The organism is Nitrospirota bacterium (assembly GCA_015233895.1).
In the GTDB taxonomy this organism is placed as follows: domain Bacteria; phylum Nitrospirota; class Thermodesulfovibrionia; order Thermodesulfovibrionales; family Magnetobacteriaceae; genus Magnetomonas.
Genome location: JADFXG010000015.1, coordinates 48,880 through 66,189 on the forward strand (window position 1 = coordinate 48,880; position 17,310 = coordinate 66,189).

The 17,310-nt window shown below is 41.4% G+C and carries 14 protein-coding genes; 9 read left to right on the forward strand and 5 right to left on the reverse strand.

Features of this window, described 5'->3' with window-relative positions:
* The first annotated feature begins 32 nt into the window (after window positions 1-32).
* Entirely contained in the window at window positions 33-1,151 is a 1,119-nt protein-coding gene (locus HQK88_11040; protein ID MBF0617335.1) for an SAM-dependent methyltransferase, read from the forward strand.
* Here the strand turns inward: HQK88_11040 and HQK88_11045 are convergent.
* The 3 genes from HQK88_11045 to HQK88_11055 all read right to left on the reverse strand — a co-directional run bounded on the left by HQK88_11045 (window position 1,146) and on the right by HQK88_11055 (window position 3,236).
* The gene (locus tag HQK88_11045) at window positions 1,146-1,667 is read right to left on the reverse strand and encodes a Uma2 family endonuclease (protein ID MBF0617336.1); all 522 of its coding nucleotides are present in this window, start codon (window positions 1,665-1,667) and stop codon (window positions 1,146-1,148) included. The two genes, HQK88_11040 and HQK88_11045, sit on opposite strands and share 6 nt — an antisense overlap.
* Before the next feature lie 64 nt (window positions 1,668-1,731).
* Entirely contained in the window at window positions 1,732-2,976 is a 1,245-nt protein-coding gene (locus tag HQK88_11050; protein ID MBF0617337.1) for a nucleoside:proton symporter, read from the reverse strand.
* Window positions 2,977-2,990: 14 nt separating this feature from the next.
* Complete coding sequence (locus tag HQK88_11055) at window positions 2,991-3,236, reverse strand: type II toxin-antitoxin system HicB family antitoxin (protein MBF0617338.1); 246 nt, start codon at window positions 3,234-3,236, stop codon at window positions 2,991-2,993.
* A gap of 253 nt (window positions 3,237-3,489) precedes the next feature.
* Here HQK88_11055 and HQK88_11060 point away from each other — a divergent pair, with 253 nt between their 5' ends.
* From HQK88_11060 to HQK88_11080, 5 genes are read left to right on the forward strand one after another with little or no spacing between them, the layout of a single operon-like run.
* Window positions 3,490-4,653 (forward strand): glycosyltransferase family 9 protein, encoded by a 1,164-nt coding sequence (locus tag HQK88_11060; GenBank protein ID MBF0617339.1) that lies wholly within the window; start codon window positions 3,490-3,492, stop codon window positions 4,651-4,653.
* Window positions 4,646-5,890 (forward strand): DUF362 domain-containing protein, encoded by a 1,245-nt coding sequence (locus tag HQK88_11065; GenBank protein ID MBF0617340.1) that lies wholly within the window; start codon window positions 4,646-4,648, stop codon window positions 5,888-5,890. Before HQK88_11060 ends, HQK88_11065 begins: the two co-directional genes overlap by 8 nt.
* A gap of 2 nt (window positions 5,891-5,892) precedes the next feature.
* Window positions 5,893-7,359 carry a radical SAM protein gene (locus HQK88_11070; protein MBF0617341.1) on the forward strand — a complete coding sequence of 489 codons (1,467 nt, stop codon included), beginning with the start codon at window positions 5,893-5,895 and terminating at the stop codon, window positions 7,357-7,359.
* 19 nt (window positions 7,360-7,378) lie between these two features.
* Complete coding sequence (locus HQK88_11075; GenBank protein ID MBF0617342.1) at window positions 7,379-8,365, forward strand: glycosyltransferase; 987 nt, start codon at window positions 7,379-7,381, stop codon at window positions 8,363-8,365.
* 53 nt (window positions 8,366-8,418) lie between these two features.
* Complete coding sequence (locus HQK88_11080; GenBank protein MBF0617343.1) at window positions 8,419-10,089, forward strand: phospho-sugar mutase; 1,671 nt, start codon at window positions 8,419-8,421, stop codon at window positions 10,087-10,089.
* Window positions 10,090-10,091: 2 nt separating this feature from the next.
* On the opposite strand, the gene HQK88_11085 is transcribed toward HQK88_11080, so the two are convergent.
* Window positions 10,092-11,762: a methyl-accepting chemotaxis protein gene (locus tag HQK88_11085; GenBank protein ID MBF0617344.1), complete on the reverse strand. Its 1,671-nt coding sequence runs from the start codon at window positions 11,760-11,762 to the stop codon at window positions 10,092-10,094.
* A gap of 195 nt (window positions 11,763-11,957) precedes the next feature.
* Here HQK88_11085 and HQK88_11090 point away from each other — a divergent pair, with 195 nt between their 5' ends.
* From HQK88_11090 to HQK88_11100, 3 genes are read left to right on the forward strand one after another with little or no spacing between them, the layout of a single operon-like run.
* Window positions 11,958-12,230: a type II toxin-antitoxin system HicB family antitoxin gene (locus HQK88_11090; GenBank protein ID MBF0617345.1), complete on the forward strand. Its 273-nt coding sequence runs from the start codon at window positions 11,958-11,960 to the stop codon at window positions 12,228-12,230.
* Complete coding sequence (locus tag HQK88_11095) at window positions 12,208-12,438, forward strand: type II toxin-antitoxin system HicA family toxin (protein MBF0617346.1); 231 nt, start codon at window positions 12,208-12,210, stop codon at window positions 12,436-12,438. The genes HQK88_11090 and HQK88_11095 overlap by 23 nt, the downstream gene beginning before the upstream one ends.
* Window positions 12,439-12,460: 22 nt before the next feature.
* A complete protein-coding gene (locus HQK88_11100) occupies window positions 12,461-13,915 on the forward strand; it encodes an efflux transporter outer membrane subunit (protein MBF0617347.1) in 1,455 nt (484 codons plus the stop codon).
* Between the two features lie 28 nt (window positions 13,916-13,943).
* Here the strand turns inward: HQK88_11100 and HQK88_11105 are convergent, their stop codons facing one another.
* Window positions 13,944-17,210, reverse strand: coding sequence for a PAS domain S-box protein (locus HQK88_11105; protein ID MBF0617348.1), 3,267 nt, complete (start codon window positions 17,208-17,210; stop codon window positions 13,944-13,946).
* Window positions 17,211-17,310: the final 100 nt, after the last annotated feature.

Below are 17,310 nucleotides of genomic sequence, written 5' to 3' on the forward strand. Positions count from 1 at the left end.
CCTTGATTTTTGTTATCATATCCTTATACACAATGACAGTGGAACAAATCATAAGGGAACGGATTAAGCAGGATGGTTGCATAAGTTTCAGGGATTTTATGGATATTGCCCTGTATGCCCCGGAATTTGGCTACTACATGAACAGTAACACAGAGATAGGGCGGGGAGGGGATTTTTTCACTGCCTCTAATCTTCACAGGGCATTTGGATGGGCAATTGCAAGGCAAATTGAGGAGATGTGGCTTCTAATGAAAAAACCGGAGAAGTTTCACATCATAGAGTATGGCGGTGGCGGCGGCCTCATCTGTCTTGATATAATGGCGAGTTTAAAAGACAGGGAGATTTTTAACAGCATTTTCTACGTTATAGTTGAACGAAATCCGTATTTTCAACTTAAACAAAAAGCCAGACTAACTGAGTTTTCAGATAAAATCACATGGCTTGTAAGTATGAAAGATTTCCCTCAGATGAAAGGATGCGTTATTTCAAATGAACTGATAGATTCATTTCCAGTTCATTTAATAGAGGCAAAAAACGGCAAAATAGAAGAGATTTTTGTTGACGAAAATTTAGAGGAGAAGTTCTTTAATCCAACCTCCGGAGTGATGGATTATCTCAGGGAATTTAACATATCAATTCCTCTTGATTTAGCAGGTGGCTATAGAACAGAAATTAATTTAGAGGCGCGTGGTTGGCTTTCGGAGATTTCAGAGTTTTTAGCTGAGGGATTTATTTTAACAATAGACTATGGCTATCCGGCGTGGGAATACTACACTCCGGAGCGTTCCGCTGGAACTCTTATGTGTTATCACAAACACCGTGCCCACGAAAACCCTTACATAAACATAGGAGACCAGGACATCACGGCGCACGTAAACTTTACATCACTAAAGGAGTGGGGAGAAGCTGTGGGTTTTAAGTGTATTGGGTTTTGTCCGCAGGGCACGTTTTTAGTGTCTTTAGGTATAGATGAGTTTTTATCGGAGATAGTCAATGCAGAGGATTTTGCCTTTCAGGCTGCGAAGGTCAAGCGGCTTATAACTGAAGGCGGCATGGGAATAAGCCATAAGGTGATGATTCAGTACAAAGGAGACAAAGTTTTCGCTCTCAGAGGTTTTTCGTTAAGAAACAGGGTAGAGAGTTTGTTATAGAGATTGCTCAAATATATCCCTGACGTCAAACTGAAGCCCTTCTATTACTTTAGATATAACCATGCCTTCAAACGCAGCAACAGAATGTGGCCTGTACCTGCCTCCTTCTATGGTTAATATCTCAATAGTTTGCAGCTCCGGCATTACAATCCAGTACTCAGGCACTCTGTACTTCTCATAAATAGCTTTCTTAATTTCTGTATCCATTTCATAGCTGCCCTGAGATATTATCTCACAAACCATATCCGGTACACCTCTTATCCAGTCCTGAAGTATATTATGATTATCCTTCTTAACAAACAGCAAATCGGGTTGGAGCCTGTTAGTTCCCTCTTCAAAAATTACGTCAAGTGGCGATATGTATAACTCGCCTAAATCATGTTTTTCTAAGTGAAACAATATTTTTTTTGTTAACTTCATGATAATGCTCTGGTGTCTTCTAAATGGACTGGGCCTCATTATTTCCTCTCCGTTAATGATTTCAGTTAAGTCAAAATCTCTTTCTAACGTTTGCATAATCGAAGCGTATCAGGAGAGTTCCGTTTTTGTCAACAGCGGAAAAATCCGTGTTTTTCTAAATTTAATAAAACATACCGATAACAGAGCCTGTCATACAAGAAGCTAACGTGCCGGTTAGTATGGATTTAAAACCGAGGGAAACGACTTCATCTTTTTTCTCAGGAGCCATTATGCCAAGGCCGGCTATTAAAATCCCAAGGCTGCCCAGATTTGCAAACCCGCACATGGCGTACAACATTATAAGGGTGCTTCGCTGGCTTAGGGCGCCTTTGGGAAGATTAGCAAGGTCTATATAGGCAACAAACTCGTTTAGAATCGTTTTAGTTCCCATAAGTGCACCGGCCACTTGTGCCTCTGACCACGGTATCCCTATAATCCAAACGACAGGGGCCATAATTATACCTAAAATACGCTGAAGTGTAACGGGCTTACCGTAGAAATCTGGAAGTGTTCCGAGTCCAAAATTTACAAGGTGAACAAGTGCCACAAAGACTATAAGCATGGCTATTATACTTATCAGTAATTCTATTCCGTCAGAGGTACCCTTAACAATGGCGTCTATTGAGCTTTTGTATATCTGCGGCGGGACTAACTCACCGGTTTCAACCTTGCCAACCGGTGGAACCATTAGCATAGAGCAGACCAGAGCAGCCGGAGCGCTTATTATCGAATGGAGCAGGATTTGTGCCAGAGCATCCGGCATCACCCGGCTTAATATGCTTGCATACAGCACCATCACTGTGCCCGCTATCGTTGCCATTCCGGTAGTCATTATAGAAAAGATTTCACCTCGCGACATGTTTTTAAGATATGGTTTCACAAAAAGAGGCGCCTCTACCATACCAACAAACACTGTGGCAGATGCACACAGTCCAACGGCTCCTCCAACTTTCATCACCTTCTGTAATATAAAAGAAAACCCTTTGACAATAAGGGGAAGCACCTTAAGGTAAAACAATAATGCCGAAAGAGCGCTTATCACAAGCACCATAGGGAGCGATTGGAAAGCAAAAATGAAAGACCCGCCAGGAAACTTCTCATCAAAAGGCAGCCTCCCGCCCCCAATGTAGCCAAAGGCTAAAGATGTGCCTGCCAATGTCGCTTTCTCTAACACCATTACCATTTTATTCAAAAAAAGAAAAAAAGCCCTGAAAATATATATTTTTAATACCAGAAAAGCTATAACTATTTGAAATAAAATTCCCATCGCAACAGGCCTAAATTTTATCTCTTTCCTATTTTCGCTGATTAACCACAGAAAAAAACAAAGCGTTATCACGCCGGTAAATCCTCTTATAGTGTTCATAAAAGAGCCAGTCTTTAAGCTACAGACATTGTCTGTTCGTTTTGAATAACTATTTTTGGATTTGGATTTTTAGCTGGTACAGATAAGCCTTTTTCTATTAGCAAATCTATATGCTCTTTCATTGTATATTTTGCTTTATACAAACAATCCTCAACAGAATGTCCAACCCCTGTAAATCCTTTTAAATCAGGAGAGCAAAATCCAAAAAAATCATGTTCTCTTGTGGCCTCAATTACTAAAGAATAATCTAATTCTATCATGACATTCCTCCAATCTTTATTCCTGCGGATTTTAAAATAAAACTACATGTTCCCGTGGGAACTTCTTTTGAACCATGGTAGTCTATTCCATTATCTCACCATATCCCACACTGCTTACCTGCCCTAAGTTTATCACATAATCCTATAAAAAGTGCATATTGCAATAACTAACAGATAAAAACATAGTAATATTTAACTATTTTTTATTCAATACTTGCTCATATTTTGTCATAAATGTATAATCTCTTAGTCTATGTATAAGATAATAAACCGCAAAAAGTTAATAGTCACACAAGCGGCTGATATTGTAGGCAGGGTGCTTTATACCCCATTTAAGATTTTTAACAAGCCGCCTGCAATTGACCCTCAGGCTGTTAAGTCAATACTGATTATCAGAACCGCTTATATCGGCGATGCCATTATGACAATACCGATTATTAAACCACTGAAAGAACACTTTCCTAATGCTAAAATATCCTTTCTTACGTCTGAGGGGGGCGCTCAGGCACTGGCAAATAACCCGCATCTGGATGAAATCCTAACCTATAATCCGTTTTGGTTCTATAACTCAGCAAAGGTGAAATACATTAGTTTTTTAAAAGAAATACGAAAACACTCCTTCGACCTTGTAATAGAAGCACGGGCTGACATCAGGGAAATCCTGTTAATTGCCACACCCATCAGGGCTAAGCACACGGTAAGCTATGGTGTGGGTGGTGGCGGATACCTCCTTACTGATGTCGTACCCTATGAAAACCTTAAACATAAGGTACAATACCATCTTGATATAGCCAGACATCTTGGTGCTGATGTAAACTCCGTAGATTGGGCTATTTATCCTACCTACGTGGAAAAAGAACGGGTCGCCCAAATACTTAAAGATAATAAGATTAAAACCCCGTTTGTAGTCCTTCATCCCGGAGCCCGTCTCCCTCTTAAAAGGTGGTTTACAGAACAGTATGCAAAATTATATGATACACTGATAGATAAATTAAAGATTTATCCGGTAATAGCGGCATCAAAAGATGATGTAAGGTTGGTAGGGGAGATAGTTTCACAGATGACACACAAAGTGGCAAACCTGACAGGGCGCCTCAATATCAGGGAGTTTGCCTGGGTACTGAAACAATCGGAATTCTTTATCTGTAACGATAGCGCACCGCTTCATGTGGCATCGGCTATGAAAGTGCCTACAGTTGCCATATTTGGTCCTTCTAAAAGCGTTGAAACCGGCCCCTACGGCAACATTCACTGTGTAGTAGAAAAGAGTGAATTCCAGTGCCGGTACAAATGCGATGAAAATTCCTGTCACATTGGCCACTATCATGCCTGTATGAAAAGCATTACCGTAGAGGACGTGGTTAACTCCGTGGAAAGTCTTTTAAACGAACTTGGTGTTGGGCGGCAAAATGCTTAGGTTTGACTCCCTTAAAGCGCAAACGGTAAAGGAACTTAAAACCGGTATTAAGGAAACCCTTAGTACAAAATATGCCGAAATCTTTCCAAACGATAAACGTGCCCCCATATTGATAAAGCCAAATCTTAACAGCAACATGAACGCTCTAACCGGTAACACAACTGACCTCAGAGTGATTGCTTCAGTCATCGAGTTTCTGAAAGATAACGGATTTTTGGATATAACGATAGGGGAGGGCACAAACAGCGGGTTTTACAGAAGTAACATCAGTGTAATAGAGAGGCTCTACTATGACAAACTTGCTGCCTTCTACGGGGTCAGGATTAAGGATTTTAACTACTCTGAAACTGTTAACATAGAGTTTTCAAAAGGAATTAAGGCAGGAGTTGCAAGGGAGTGCCAGGAGGCAGCATTGTTTATCAACATGCCAAAGCTAAAAACCCATTTTGAAGCCGGTATGAGTGTCTGCCTTAAAAACCTGATGGGATGTCTCGTTGGGCAGCCTAACAAAAAGAAAACTCATGCCTCACTCTCCGAAAACATCGTAAATCTTAACCTTGCTCTCAAACCCCACTTGCACATCGTAGATGCCGTCATAGCAATGGAGGGCTTAGGCCCCACGCGTGGAACTCCGATTAAAACAGGCAATGTGTTTTTTGGAACAGACCCGTTTTTAATTGATATTCTTATGGCAAAATTTGCGTCATTTAATATAAAAAAGATTGGCCCCATTCAAAATGCAATCAAACGCAACATCATCACTCAAGAGCATTTTGATTTTGTAAATAATTACAAATTTGCTGATACATACTCCTTAAAACCTCCGGAGGCTGGCCCTATTGCAACCTTCATTCACCACCCAAAGAGACAAAAGTATTTTCTTGCTATAAGAAACACCGCATTTTTCAACTACCTGTGCCAGACAGAGTTTTTTGGTAAGATTCTCTTTGCTACAGGGCTTAGACAGGACGTGTTTATAAAGGATGAAATGCACTGGGATGGTCTTTCCCTTAATGAGTCAGCATGTACAAAATGTGGTAAGTGTAATGATTACTGTCCGCTTGATATAAAGCTGCCGGAGAGTTTATCAAAAGCCGGCGCATCGTCGCCCCCAGGATGTATTCAATGTCTTTACTGCTACTCTACATGTCCTGAAAGGGCTATAGATTTTCACGGAAAGTTAGGGTTTATGTCTGAGCAAATCAGACAATACGATAACATTATAAGGAAACTATAAAAATGAAAAAATTCAGAATAGCTTTTTTAAATCCGCCGTATTTAGAGAAGTTTTCGCGTTCGCAGAGAAGCCCGGCAGTGACCAAAAGCGGCACTCTGTACTTTCCTATGTGGCTTGCTGCGGCCTGTGCTTTGGCAGACAGGGAGGGCTTTGTTGTTGATCTGATAGATGCCCCGGCTGCCGGCACCTCACGGCAGGATGTCCTTATGAGACTTAAACACTTTGTGCCGGCTCTTATCGTAGTTGACACAAGCACGCCAAGCATACACAATGACTCGGAATTTTGTAAGGAGATAAAGGCTGCACTGCCAAACAGCTTTATAATCCTTGTTGGCACTCATGTCTCGGCTATGCCTGAGCAGTGCCTTAACCTCAATGACTCAATTGATGCGGTGGCAATCGGAGAGTACGATAACACAATTTCTGAGCTTGCAAAGGCACTGATGGAGTACCAGACTCCGTTTAATGTACCAGGGGTAGCGTACCGGCATAAGGAAAAATTCATATTTACCACATGCCGCCAGCCGTTGGAGGATCTTGACAGTCTGCCACATGTAAGCCCAATTTATAAACGTTTCTTAAATATAGAACACTACTTTAACCCTAACGCTCTGTACCCAATGGTGACAATTACCACAACCCGTGGATGCCCTCACGAGTGCGTGTTCTGTGTGTATCCGCAGACGGTTATGGGACACCGGCTCAGGATGCGTAGCGTTAGTAACGTACTTGATGAAATGCAATACATCGTTGAGAATTTCCCTGAAGCAAGGGCCGTGTTTTTTGAAGATGACACATTTACAATAAGCAAAAAACGCTGTGTTGAAATTTCAGAGGGTATTATAAAACGTGGAATTAATATTTCGTGGACCGCTAATGCCCGTGCAACTATTGATTATGAAACAATGCGGAGGATGAAAGAGGCCGGCTGCAGGTGTTTATGTGTGGGATTTGAAAGCGGTAGCCAGGAGTTGCTTGATAATATGAAAAAGAAGATAACAATTGAGCAGTCTGAGGCTTTCATGGAGGATGCCCGCAGAGCGGGGATTCTGGTTCATGGCTGCTTTATGGTGGGTTTCCCTGGTGAGACAAAAAAGACAATGAACGAAACCCTTGAGCTAGCTAAGAGGTTAAACCCGGACACCGTACAGTTTTACCCTATGATGATTTATCCTGGCACAGAGGCTTTTAAGTGGTTTGACGACAGAGGTTATATAACTACCGATGATTTTTCAAAGTGGCTCACTCCCGCCGGGCTTCATAATACGGTAATCAGAACGGAGAGTTTAACTTCTGCAGAGCTCGTTCGCTTCTGCGACAATGCCAGACGGCAGTTTTATCTGCGTCCTGACTATATGTTTTATAAACTCCGGCAGGTGCTTAATGACCCGGAGGAAAGAAAACGCACGGTGAAATCAGCCCGCACATTTATTAAATATCTGATAAAGGGTTCGGATATCCCCAATTAAACAGAGTGTAACTGTAGAGATGTTGAAAGCATCCGTGATAGTGCCGGCCTTTAATGCCGAAAAGACAATAAAAGACTGCGTAACGGCGCTTACAGAGCAGAGTTTTAGCAAAGAAGATTACGAAATAATAGTCGTTGACGACGGCTCAACGGACAAAACCGGGGAGATTGTCCAAACACTTCCGGTAAGGTATGTTAGCAAACCAAACGGGGGCCCTGCATCTGCCAGAAATTTGGGAGCAAGTGAGGCTAAAGGTGAAATCATCCTGTTTACGGATTCCGATTGCGTGGCGACATCGGAGTGGTTAGGGGAGATGTTAAAACCGTTTTCTGATTCAGAGGTAAAAGCCGTAAAAGGGGCCTACCGGACCCCTCTTAAGTCACTTACGGCGCGGTTTGCTCAGATTGAGTTTGAAGAGCGTTACGAAATGCTTAAAAAAGCCCCCTCAATAGACATGATAGATACATATTCGGCAGCATTCTTAAAGGATGTGTTTGACAGCGCAGGCGGCTTTGATGAGTCATTTCCTGTAGCAAACAACGAAGACACAGAGCTTTCGTATAAGCTTTCAAGCATGGGCCTAAAAATGGTTTTTAATCCGGATGCGATTGTTAACCACCTTGGGCATCCTGATTCGGTTTTACGATATGCTAAACTGAAATTTTGGCGCGGGTACTGGAGAATGGCTGTTTATAAGAGGTTTCCCGGGAAAATGGTAAAAGACACCTACACGCCCCAAACCCTGAAAATTCAAATACTGGCGCTTTTTAGCACGGTGTTTTCATTACCGCTTATTCCGCTCTTTTGGGATACTTATTTAGATTTACCAACTATTTTTGTTGTTTTAGTTTCGTTTTTTGGTTTTTTGGCCTCAACTTTGCCTTTAACATTTTTTTCTTTAAGAAAAGATATGATAACTGGACTGCTCTCTCCATTATATATCGCCCTTAGGGCTGTCTCTATAGGTACTGGAGTCCTGTACTATGCTTTTAAACAATTGCCATAAAAATGTTATTCTAATTCTAATTCAATTGTCTAACACTAAGCGAGGGCAAAGATATGGAAGAGATTCTTAAGTTAGCCTCACAGTGGGCATCAAGCCCTGTCTTTGATAAGGACACGAGGCGGGAGATTCAGGCTCTGATTGACGCCATGGATTTTACTGAGCTTACCGAAAGGTTCTACAGAACGCTTGACTTTGGCACCGGCGGGCTCAGAGGAGTGATGGGCGGAGGCACTAACCGCATGAATGTTTACACTGTCAAGATGGCCACTCAGGGGCTTGCTAACTACATATTATCATTTGCAGACGGTGCAGAAAGAGGTGTTGTTATTGGGTATGACAGCAGAAACAATTCCTCAAAATTTGCAGAGGAAACCTCCACTGTGCTGGCTTCAAACGGAATAAAAGCGTATCTGTTTGATGCCGTAAGGCCAGTGCCTGAGTTGTCTTTTGCCGTGAGATTTAAAAATGCTAAAGCCGGTGTTTGTATTACTGCCTCCCACAATCCGCCTGAGTATAACGGCTATAAAGTTTATTTTGAAGACGGGGGACAGATTACCCCGCCGCATGACAAAAACATAATCACCGAGGTAAGGAAAATAACTGCCGTTACTGAGGTTAAATCTGGTGCTGGCTTCGACAGTGCCGTAAAATCCGGTTTGATAGAGTTAATTGGCACTGAGATTGACAATTTCTACATTAAAGAAGTGTTAAAACAATCGGTAAGAGCCGTAGCAGACAACATTAAGATTGTCTATACGCCGCTTCACGGAGCTGGGTACTCCATAATCCCGCAGGTGTTGAAAAGACGGGGATTTACCAACGTACACGTAGTTAAAGAGCAAAGTAAGCCTGATGGCGATTTCCCAACCGTATCATCTCCAAACCCGGAGGAGCCGGAGGGATTTAAAATGGCGCTTGCACTTATGGAGCAAGTTGGAGCGGATATTGCTCTTGCCACAGATCCTGATTGCGACCGCATAGGGGTTGCTGTAAGGGATATAGACGGTAGAGGCACTGTACTTCTTAACGGAAACCAGGTTGGAGTGCTCCTTACCGATTACATTTTGGCAGCTCTTGCTGGTTCAATTGATACTAAAAAAGCAGCGGTTATTAAAACAATTGTAACCAGCACCCTGATAGAGAAAATAGCTGATAGTTACGGAGTTATGTGTGTGTCTGTGCTGACCGGTTTTAAGTACATCGGAGAGTGGATACATAAAAACCCACACTCAGACTTTATCTTTGGTTGTGAGGAGTCCTATGGATACCTGCGCGGCACATACGCACGGGATAAGGATGCTGTGGTATCGGCAAGCCTGATTTGTGAGATGGCCTCTTATTATAAGTCAAAGGGAAGCTCGATTTTAAAGAGGTTGCATGAAATTTACGAAAAACACGGTGTATATCTTGAGGCGCTGTCTGCGGTAACGATGAAAGGAAAAGAGGGTATGGAACAGATGGAGACCCTCATGCAAACATACCGTAGCGGCCTGAAAAATCCTCCCCCCAACTTGGAATTATTTTGTGTTAAGGACTATTTACCTGGACTTGACGGGCTTCCGAAATCTAATGTCTTAGCTTTGCAGTTCAAAGGCGATCTGAGCGTAACCATAAGACCCTCAGGAACGGAGCCTAAAATTAAATACTATTTTTCCACAGCCGGAGCAACTGTTAAAGAGGCACAAGACAGACTCGAGCTTCTGAAAAAGTATTTCCTTCCCTAAATTTACCTTAACATCCTTTGTGTACTGCCGCTATGGTGTCCTCCCTCTACGACAAACCGTGACGTAACGGACTTCAGATCGTTTGATAATTTAGCAAGATCATCAGAGGCCTCGCCTATTTGTGCGGCACTGAGAGTGGTATCCCTGGATACGTTTGCAATGATTTCAATATCATTGGTTATTTGCTCAGACACCTGAGACATTTCCTCAGTAGCCGATGCTATCTGATGTACCATTGACTGTAAGCCATCAACGCTCTCAACTATGCTCTTAAGTGAATCCCCTGCCTTGTTAACCAATTCCACGCCGTTAACCACCCGCTGTGAACCTTCATTCATAGTGGTCACCACCTGGTTGGTCTCTCTTTGAATGGCAGTTATCATATCGCCAATTTCTGTAGTCGCTTTAGATGTTCTTTCAGCAAGTTTTCTTACCTCATCAGCAACCACTGCAAAGCCGCGTCCCTGTTCTCCGGCACGCGCTGCCTCTATGGCTGCATTTAGTGCAAGGAGATTTGTCTGATCTGCGATGTCTTTAATAACACTGACTATTTCCCCTATCTGTCTGGAGCGGTCCCCCAGCGATGTTATTAATTGTGCCGACTCTGATACAGTTTTTGCTATTCCCTCTACCTCGCTGACCGTATGTGTTACCACGCCTGCCCCGTCTTTAGCTATTGTTGATGTCTCCAATGCTGATGCTGAAATGCTTGTTGCATTCCTTGCAACATCCGTTACTGTTTGAGACATCTCAGTTGATGCTGTTGCTACCTGAGATGTCTTATCCGACTGATCTTTAATACTATAGGACATTTTTTGGACTGTTTGAGAAAGCTCAGTTGATGCTGAGGCCAACTGGCTTGCAGATGTTGAAATCATTGTTATGTTATCGGAGAGAATTAGCCGCATCTTTTCAAGGGCACGCATCAAAATGCCTACCTCATCCTTACCTTCTGTGTGCACAGTCTGTGACAGATCGCCCCTGGAAATCGCCTCCGCTAATAACAATCCCTCGTGCAGAGGTACGATTATGCTCTTTGTCAGCATTAATAATGAAACTATTACAAATGCAAGAAAGACACACCCTGAGGCTATTGATATTATTACTGAGTTTACATATTCACTGTCAGCATCTTTAAGGGAGGCTTCTATGGTTTTACGTTGATAGGCAATACCGGCATCCAGCACTTTTATATATGCCTCCTGTACGGTATTTACTTTTGTCTGCAGCAACTCTGTGGCTAATGCCTTGTTACCGCTTTGGAGAGCCTTAAATTGCTCCTCTCTGGTCTGGATATATTTATCTCTTGCCTCTTTTATATCCCTTAATGTTTGTTTGCCATTCTCACGTTTAATAGTTTTATCAAGATAATCCAGCTCCTCTGATATTTTACTCTGTAAAGTCCTTATTTTATTAATGTATTCATCTGCTTTTTTAGGGTCATCAACAATGATTATGTCTCTGAGGTACTGCGCGATGGCCAGCACTTCTTTTTCGACAGAGTTAAGTTTTACCAGTTTCTCATACCGCTCGTTAACTATCTCCCGTAAGTTGTCATTCATCGTCTTAAGTTGTGAAAGAGTAAACCCCAGTGTAATTAGCGAAAGTAAAAACAACACGCCAAAGGTAACCGTAAATTTTCTTTTTAATATCAAATCATTGAACCACCCCATATTCTTCTCTCTCCTTTAGTTTATAGTCATAGCCCTTTCTAGCTGTGACTTTTGTATCACACCTTATACTTTACACGAAAAGCTCCGTAAAGGTAAAGCTGCCAAAGAAGATTTTTGCGTTAGCTTCATTCAACTTTACAGTATGTGTTATAATAGTCAAGTGGATAATTTAAGGGACATTAAGGGAGATATGCGATGCAGAGACATTATGTAATAACCGATTACATCGAGGGCGCCTTAGAGAATGCCGTGTATGACAAACTTGAGGATGCCAGTTTCTCAGGACGGATTCCGCTATGTACAGGTGTGATTGCTTTTGGGACAACTTTGAGAGAGTGTGAAAGTGAACTTCGCAGCACTTTAGAAGATTGGATCTACGTTGGGCTAAAAATGAATCACGAATTACCTGTAATTTGTGGGATTGATTTAAACAAGGAACCTTCTTGTGACAAAGTGGGCGCCCTGTAAACGGAAAGATTTTATCTTTAAGTTGATGAAAATTGGTTTTAAAGGGCCTTATTCCGGTTCCCGGCATCAGTTTATGGTCTATGATAAGAGGCGGTTGACAATACCAACTAATACTGATTATTCAGTGGCACAATTGAGAATGATGCTAAAGGAGGCAGAGGATTTAGTTGGCTGTGATATAACTGCCGAGAAGTGGGTTTCTCTGTGAAAAAGCAATGGAGGTTTGATAAATGTCCAATAATATCGTATCTTTTATAAACCGTAGCGGATTGAGCGGCTTTTTAATAATATCTTTGTTATTAACCGTTCCGATACTTTTAGCCTCATGTAAGGCCGGTAAGGATTATGTAAAACCGGAGGCGATAGTTCCTACCGACTACAAGGAGGCAAATATCTGGAAAAAAGCCGCCAGGCCTCTTGATAATATAACCGCCTGGTGGGAGGTATTTAACGATAGCCAATTGAACGAGTATGAAAAAGAGGTCAGCATTTCAAATCAAAATCTGATTGTTAAAGAGGCACAATTTAGGCAAGCACGGGCGCTTGTGGATTCTGCAAAGTCGAGGTATTTTCCCTCTGTCGGACTTGGAACAGCTGCTGGCCGGTCGCGGTCATCGGAAAACGTATCAAAAGGCGGTACAACATCGTCGGCTTATTCAGTGCCAGTAAGCGGTAGTTGGGATCTTGATCTCTGGGGCAGCATCAGGCGCACAGTTGAGTCCAATGTGGCAAGCGCACAGGCAAGCTTTGCAGATCTTGAGGCACTTCGCCTTAGCACTCATGCGGAACTCGCTCAGGACTATTTCCAGCTTTGCACTCTTGACACTCAAAAACAACTGCTTGATGAAACAGTTGAAGTCTATAAAAAAACGCTAGAGATTACAAGAAACCGTTATGAAAGCGGAGTAGTCTCTAAATCCGATGTACTTCATGCCGAAACTCAGCTGAAAACAACCATTGCTCAGGCCATAGACTTACGCGTGCAACGATCTGTGCTCGAACATGCAATAGCATTGCTTATGGGCAAGCCGGCATCGTCTTTTTCTATTCCAATTACCCCACTAAAAACCTCAGCACCTGTTATTCCGGCTGGTGTACCATCGGAGCTGTTAGAACGCAGAGCCGATATCGCTGCTGCCGAACGGAGGGTTGCCGCTTCAAACGCACAAATCGGAGCTGCCGAGGCAGCGTTTTTTCCTGCCATCACACTTACTTCAAGTGCAGGATATGGAAGCTCGGCAATTCTTAACCTGTTGACCTGGCCAAGCCGTATATGGGCGGTTGGAATGTCTTTATCAGAAACCATATTTAGTGCCGGGCTCAGAGAGTCGCTTACCGAACAGGCACGGGCAACTTATGATGCCACTGTTGCTCAGTACAGACAAACCGTGCTTACTGCATTTCAGGAGGTAGAGGACTCTCTGTCCACAATTGATATCCTTACTGCTGAGCAAAAAGCACTGGATGCGGCAGTAAAGGCCTCAGAAGCCTCTACAGCCGTTGCCCTTAATCAGTACAAAGCCGGTATAATCAGTTATGTTGACCTGATTGCCGTCCAGTCCATAGAGCTTAATAACAAAAAAACTGCTGCTGATGTTTCAGGCCGCTTAATTACAAACAGTGTGCTTTTAATAAAAGCCCTTGGCGGCCCGTGGAATGTTAATTTGCTGGATAAGGTGACTTAAATCAGGAAAGAGTGATTCTGTTCTTTTATCATGTGGTTCCATCTGTATTACTAATCATTTTTAAACTTATTAAAAACTCAGCACCACCATCAATATTTCTGACAGTAAGATTTCCACCCATATTCGTCTCTATAATAGTTTTTGACATATACAGTCCAATACCTGTGCCTTCTGTTTCTTTAGTTGTGAAATAGGGTTCAAATATTTTCTCTATTACATCGTCCGGTATTCCACCACCGTTGTCCCTTATTGAAACTATAACTCTGGATTTGTCTTCATTATTATATATGTTTATTTCTATAATCCCGTGTGTTTCATGAGAAATTTTCTTTCTTGAAACTATCGCATCCCTTGAGTTATTTAATATGTTGAGGACTACCTGTTTAAACTCATTTGGATAACCGTCAATAGACAGTGTTGGCTGTTGTTCAGCTTTTATGGAAATATTGATATCACTTTTGCTAAAAATATTTGTAAACATTGAAAGTAGTTCTTCTATGATTGTTTTTACATCGAAAGTGACTTTATTTTTTGACGGTATAAAGAAGTTTCTGAAATCATCTATCGTTTTTGCCATAAAATTAACTTGATCCATTATACAACTAACTACATCATTAACATATCTATCATCAACTTCACCGTAGGAATATGCGTCTCTTAAATCCTGTATTTTTAGTCCTACAGCGTTAAGTGGCTGTTTCCATTGGTGTGCTATTAATCCAATCATTTCCCCCATAGACGCCATCTTGGATTGTTGAATCAACATCTGTTCATGGGTTCTGATTTTTTCAATTCCTGCTACTACCTGAGTCATGAGATGTTCATTTAATGTTTTTAGTTCTTTCTCCATTTTCTTACGTTGCGTGATATCTCGTATTGCTGCCATTCTAATTTTACGCCCTTCATGTTCGAGGCTCCTGCCGCATACTTCAACATTTATTATAGTCCCGTCCTTTTTCAGGCACTCCAACTCGTATGGTTTATCATATCCCTCTGAGACATTCTTCATTATTACCTCACGGTATTGTGGTGTAACAGTGTCATACACTAACATGCCAAGTACCTCCTGGGGAGCATAACCATACATTTCGGCAAGCCGTTTATTGAAATCTATAATTCGCCCATTTTCAGCAATGGATACCCCCTCAAAGGTTGCATCTAATAACAGACCCAATCTTTTTTCAGCCATACGGCGAGCATCTATCTCGGTGCGGAGTGCCTCCTCCAGGCGTTTATGCTCAGTGATGTCGTGGGCTATGCTTACGGTACCCATGATTACGCCATTTTCATCAGTATATGGTGTCCTGATGACTTCAACTTGATGCCTTTGTCCCTTTGCATCCACATATATCTCTTCTATACAAGTTCTCATCCTTCCCACAATAATAAACATGTCATTAAAAACATATCTGTCTGCAAACTCACTGGGCCAGACGTCTAAATCTGTTTTTCCAATTATTTCATCGATAGGCATGTTAACAGCCATACCGAATGCCTTATTGACAATAACGAATTGACCATTCACATCTTTAATCCATGCCATATCCGGGATGTTGTCTATAAAGGTGGATAGCATGGTATAACTGCGGTATTGTTCCTGTTTCTCCTTAATCTTACGCTCGGTAATATCATAGTTTATTCCAAGCATACGGATAGGGGTTCCCTCAGAGTTCCGGATTACCATACCATTAGCTTTTATATATTTTAGTGTCCCGTTGGGGTGTAATACTCTAAATTCTGTATCCCACTCTTTGTCGCCTCTTAGCGCAGCGTTGCACTGTTCAACGATTATATCACGGTCCTCAGGATGCAGGCCATTTTGCCACGCCTCAACACCTCCCGGAAATGTTTCCCACGTAAGACCGTAGAGTTCAAGCATCTTGTCATCCCAGGTCATTATGTTGTTGGTAACATCCCAGTCCCATATCCCAAGATTTGCGGACTGTTTTGCTAATTCAAGACGCTGCTTAATTGAAAGGATTTCTTGTTCTGATTTTTTATGTTCGGTGATATCAGTATGTATTGATATCCATACATTTCCGTATTCTTGATGGTTGAATGTCGAAACGGTTGCATAACACCAAAAAGTTTCACCAGTCTTTTTTATATTATTTACTTCACCCATCCAGTAGTTATATTTTTTTAAATATTCTTGTATTTCCTTTGCTGTCTCCTCAGGTGGTTTTTCTGCAGGTGCATTCATTATAGATATATGTTTACCTGTCAACTCTCCGGTACTGTAACCAAACATTTGTTCAAATTTTGGGTTACAGTACACAATACTACCATCGGTAGTGTTGATAAGGACAACACCTTCAGCCATATTAGTAACTATTTCGCTTTTAAGTTTTGATTCATTAAATAACTTATTACGTTCTGTAATATCGGTTGATATACCACATAAACCCCATATTTTCCCGTTAGCATCATAAAGAGGATGCTTTACAGACCAATACTCTACTCTTTTCCCGAAACTATCAGGGATAGTAATCTCCTCGCTTTCAATTGTCTCTCCATTTTCAATTACACGCTTATCATTAACTAAAAATTTTTCAACTGTCCCTGATTCAAAGAATTTAAAATCTGTGGAACCTGTCAATTCTTCCTGTGTGCATTTGAATAGATTCAGGGTAAGGCGATTAGCATAAACATATCGCAGTTCTTTGTCCTTGATGTAAACATAAGCGTGAACATTATCCAATGCATCCAGAAGCCATTTATTTTTGGCATTCAACTGTTTTAAATTCTCTTTCTCCTCACCGATGTTTCTAAACAAAAGGTTAACGGGTTTATTCAAACCCACTACAACAACGGCTTTATATATAAAATAGTAGGATATAAGTTTTAAAATATGTCCTGATACGTTCAGATAGTTGTATAAATCTTCATAGATAGTAAAGCAAAGCTCAGATAGTATTGTGAAAAATATTGAAATTGCTATCAAGTTAAAAATATCTTTATCAAAAAATCTTTTGCTTTTATACAACGCATACATGGCGCCAACTAAAATGAATGAAATTGTGTATTCACTTACTCTCTTGAATGTGGTTAGTCCTGGTATCAAATTCATTCCCTTGTATGAAAGTATGTGGAGAGTGTCAAGACTTCCAACAAAAAAATATGATATACCGATAACGAGTGGATACCTGTTTTCCATAAACTGGCGAGTATTCCATGTGATAGCAAAAATAATGAACGCTATAACTATACAAAACAACTCCATAAGTGTGTAATACACTAAATACCCATGAAGACGGCTTAAACATAAAAGAGAGTGTTCAAAAAACTGTGTCATGAAGTCTAATTAGAGAGCATTTTTTGGAAAGTATATTTTCAGAAACTGCCTAACTGAATTATATTATCAGTTATAACAAAAAGGAGGCATGACACAATGA

What these genes read in the sequence shown, in the direction of transcription:
- HQK88_11045 (MBF0617336.1), bottom strand. Translation starts at nt 1,667, where the DNA reads ATGCAAACGTTAGAAAGAGATTTTGACTTAACTGAAATCATTAACGGA.
- HQK88_11105 (MBF0617348.1), bottom strand. Translation starts at nt 17,210, where the DNA reads ATGACACAGTTTTTTGAACACTCTCTTTTATGTTTAAGCCGTCTTCAT.
- HQK88_11075 (MBF0617342.1), top strand. Translation starts at nt 7,379, where the DNA reads ATGTTGAAAGCATCCGTGATAGTGCCGGCCTTTAATGCCGAAAAGACA.
- HQK88_11080 (MBF0617343.1), top strand. Translation starts at nt 8,419, where the DNA reads ATGGAAGAGATTCTTAAGTTAGCCTCACAGTGGGCATCAAGCCCTGTC.
- HQK88_11100 (MBF0617347.1), top strand. Translation starts at nt 12,461, where the DNA reads ATGTCCAATAATATCGTATCTTTTATAAACCGTAGCGGATTGAGCGGC.
- HQK88_11090 (MBF0617345.1), top strand. Translation starts at nt 11,958, where the DNA reads ATGCAGAGACATTATGTAATAACCGATTACATCGAGGGCGCCTTAGAG.
- HQK88_11060 (MBF0617339.1), top strand. Translation starts at nt 3,490, where the DNA reads ATGTATAAGATAATAAACCGCAAAAAGTTAATAGTCACACAAGCGGCT.
- HQK88_11055 (MBF0617338.1), bottom strand. Translation starts at nt 3,236, where the DNA reads ATGATAGAATTAGATTATTCTTTAGTAATTGAGGCCACAAGAGAACAT.
- HQK88_11070 (MBF0617341.1), top strand. Translation starts at nt 5,893, where the DNA reads ATGAAAAAATTCAGAATAGCTTTTTTAAATCCGCCGTATTTAGAGAAG.
- HQK88_11085 (MBF0617344.1), bottom strand. Translation starts at nt 11,762, where the DNA reads ATGGGGTGGTTCAATGATTTGATATTAAAAAGAAAATTTACGGTTACC.
- HQK88_11050 (MBF0617337.1), bottom strand. Translation starts at nt 2,976, where the DNA reads ATGAACACTATAAGAGGATTTACCGGCGTGATAACGCTTTGTTTTTTT.
- HQK88_11040 (MBF0617335.1), top strand. Translation starts at nt 33, where the DNA reads ATGACAGTGGAACAAATCATAAGGGAACGGATTAAGCAGGATGGTTGC.
- HQK88_11065 (MBF0617340.1), top strand. Translation starts at nt 4,646, where the DNA reads ATGCTTAGGTTTGACTCCCTTAAAGCGCAAACGGTAAAGGAACTTAAA.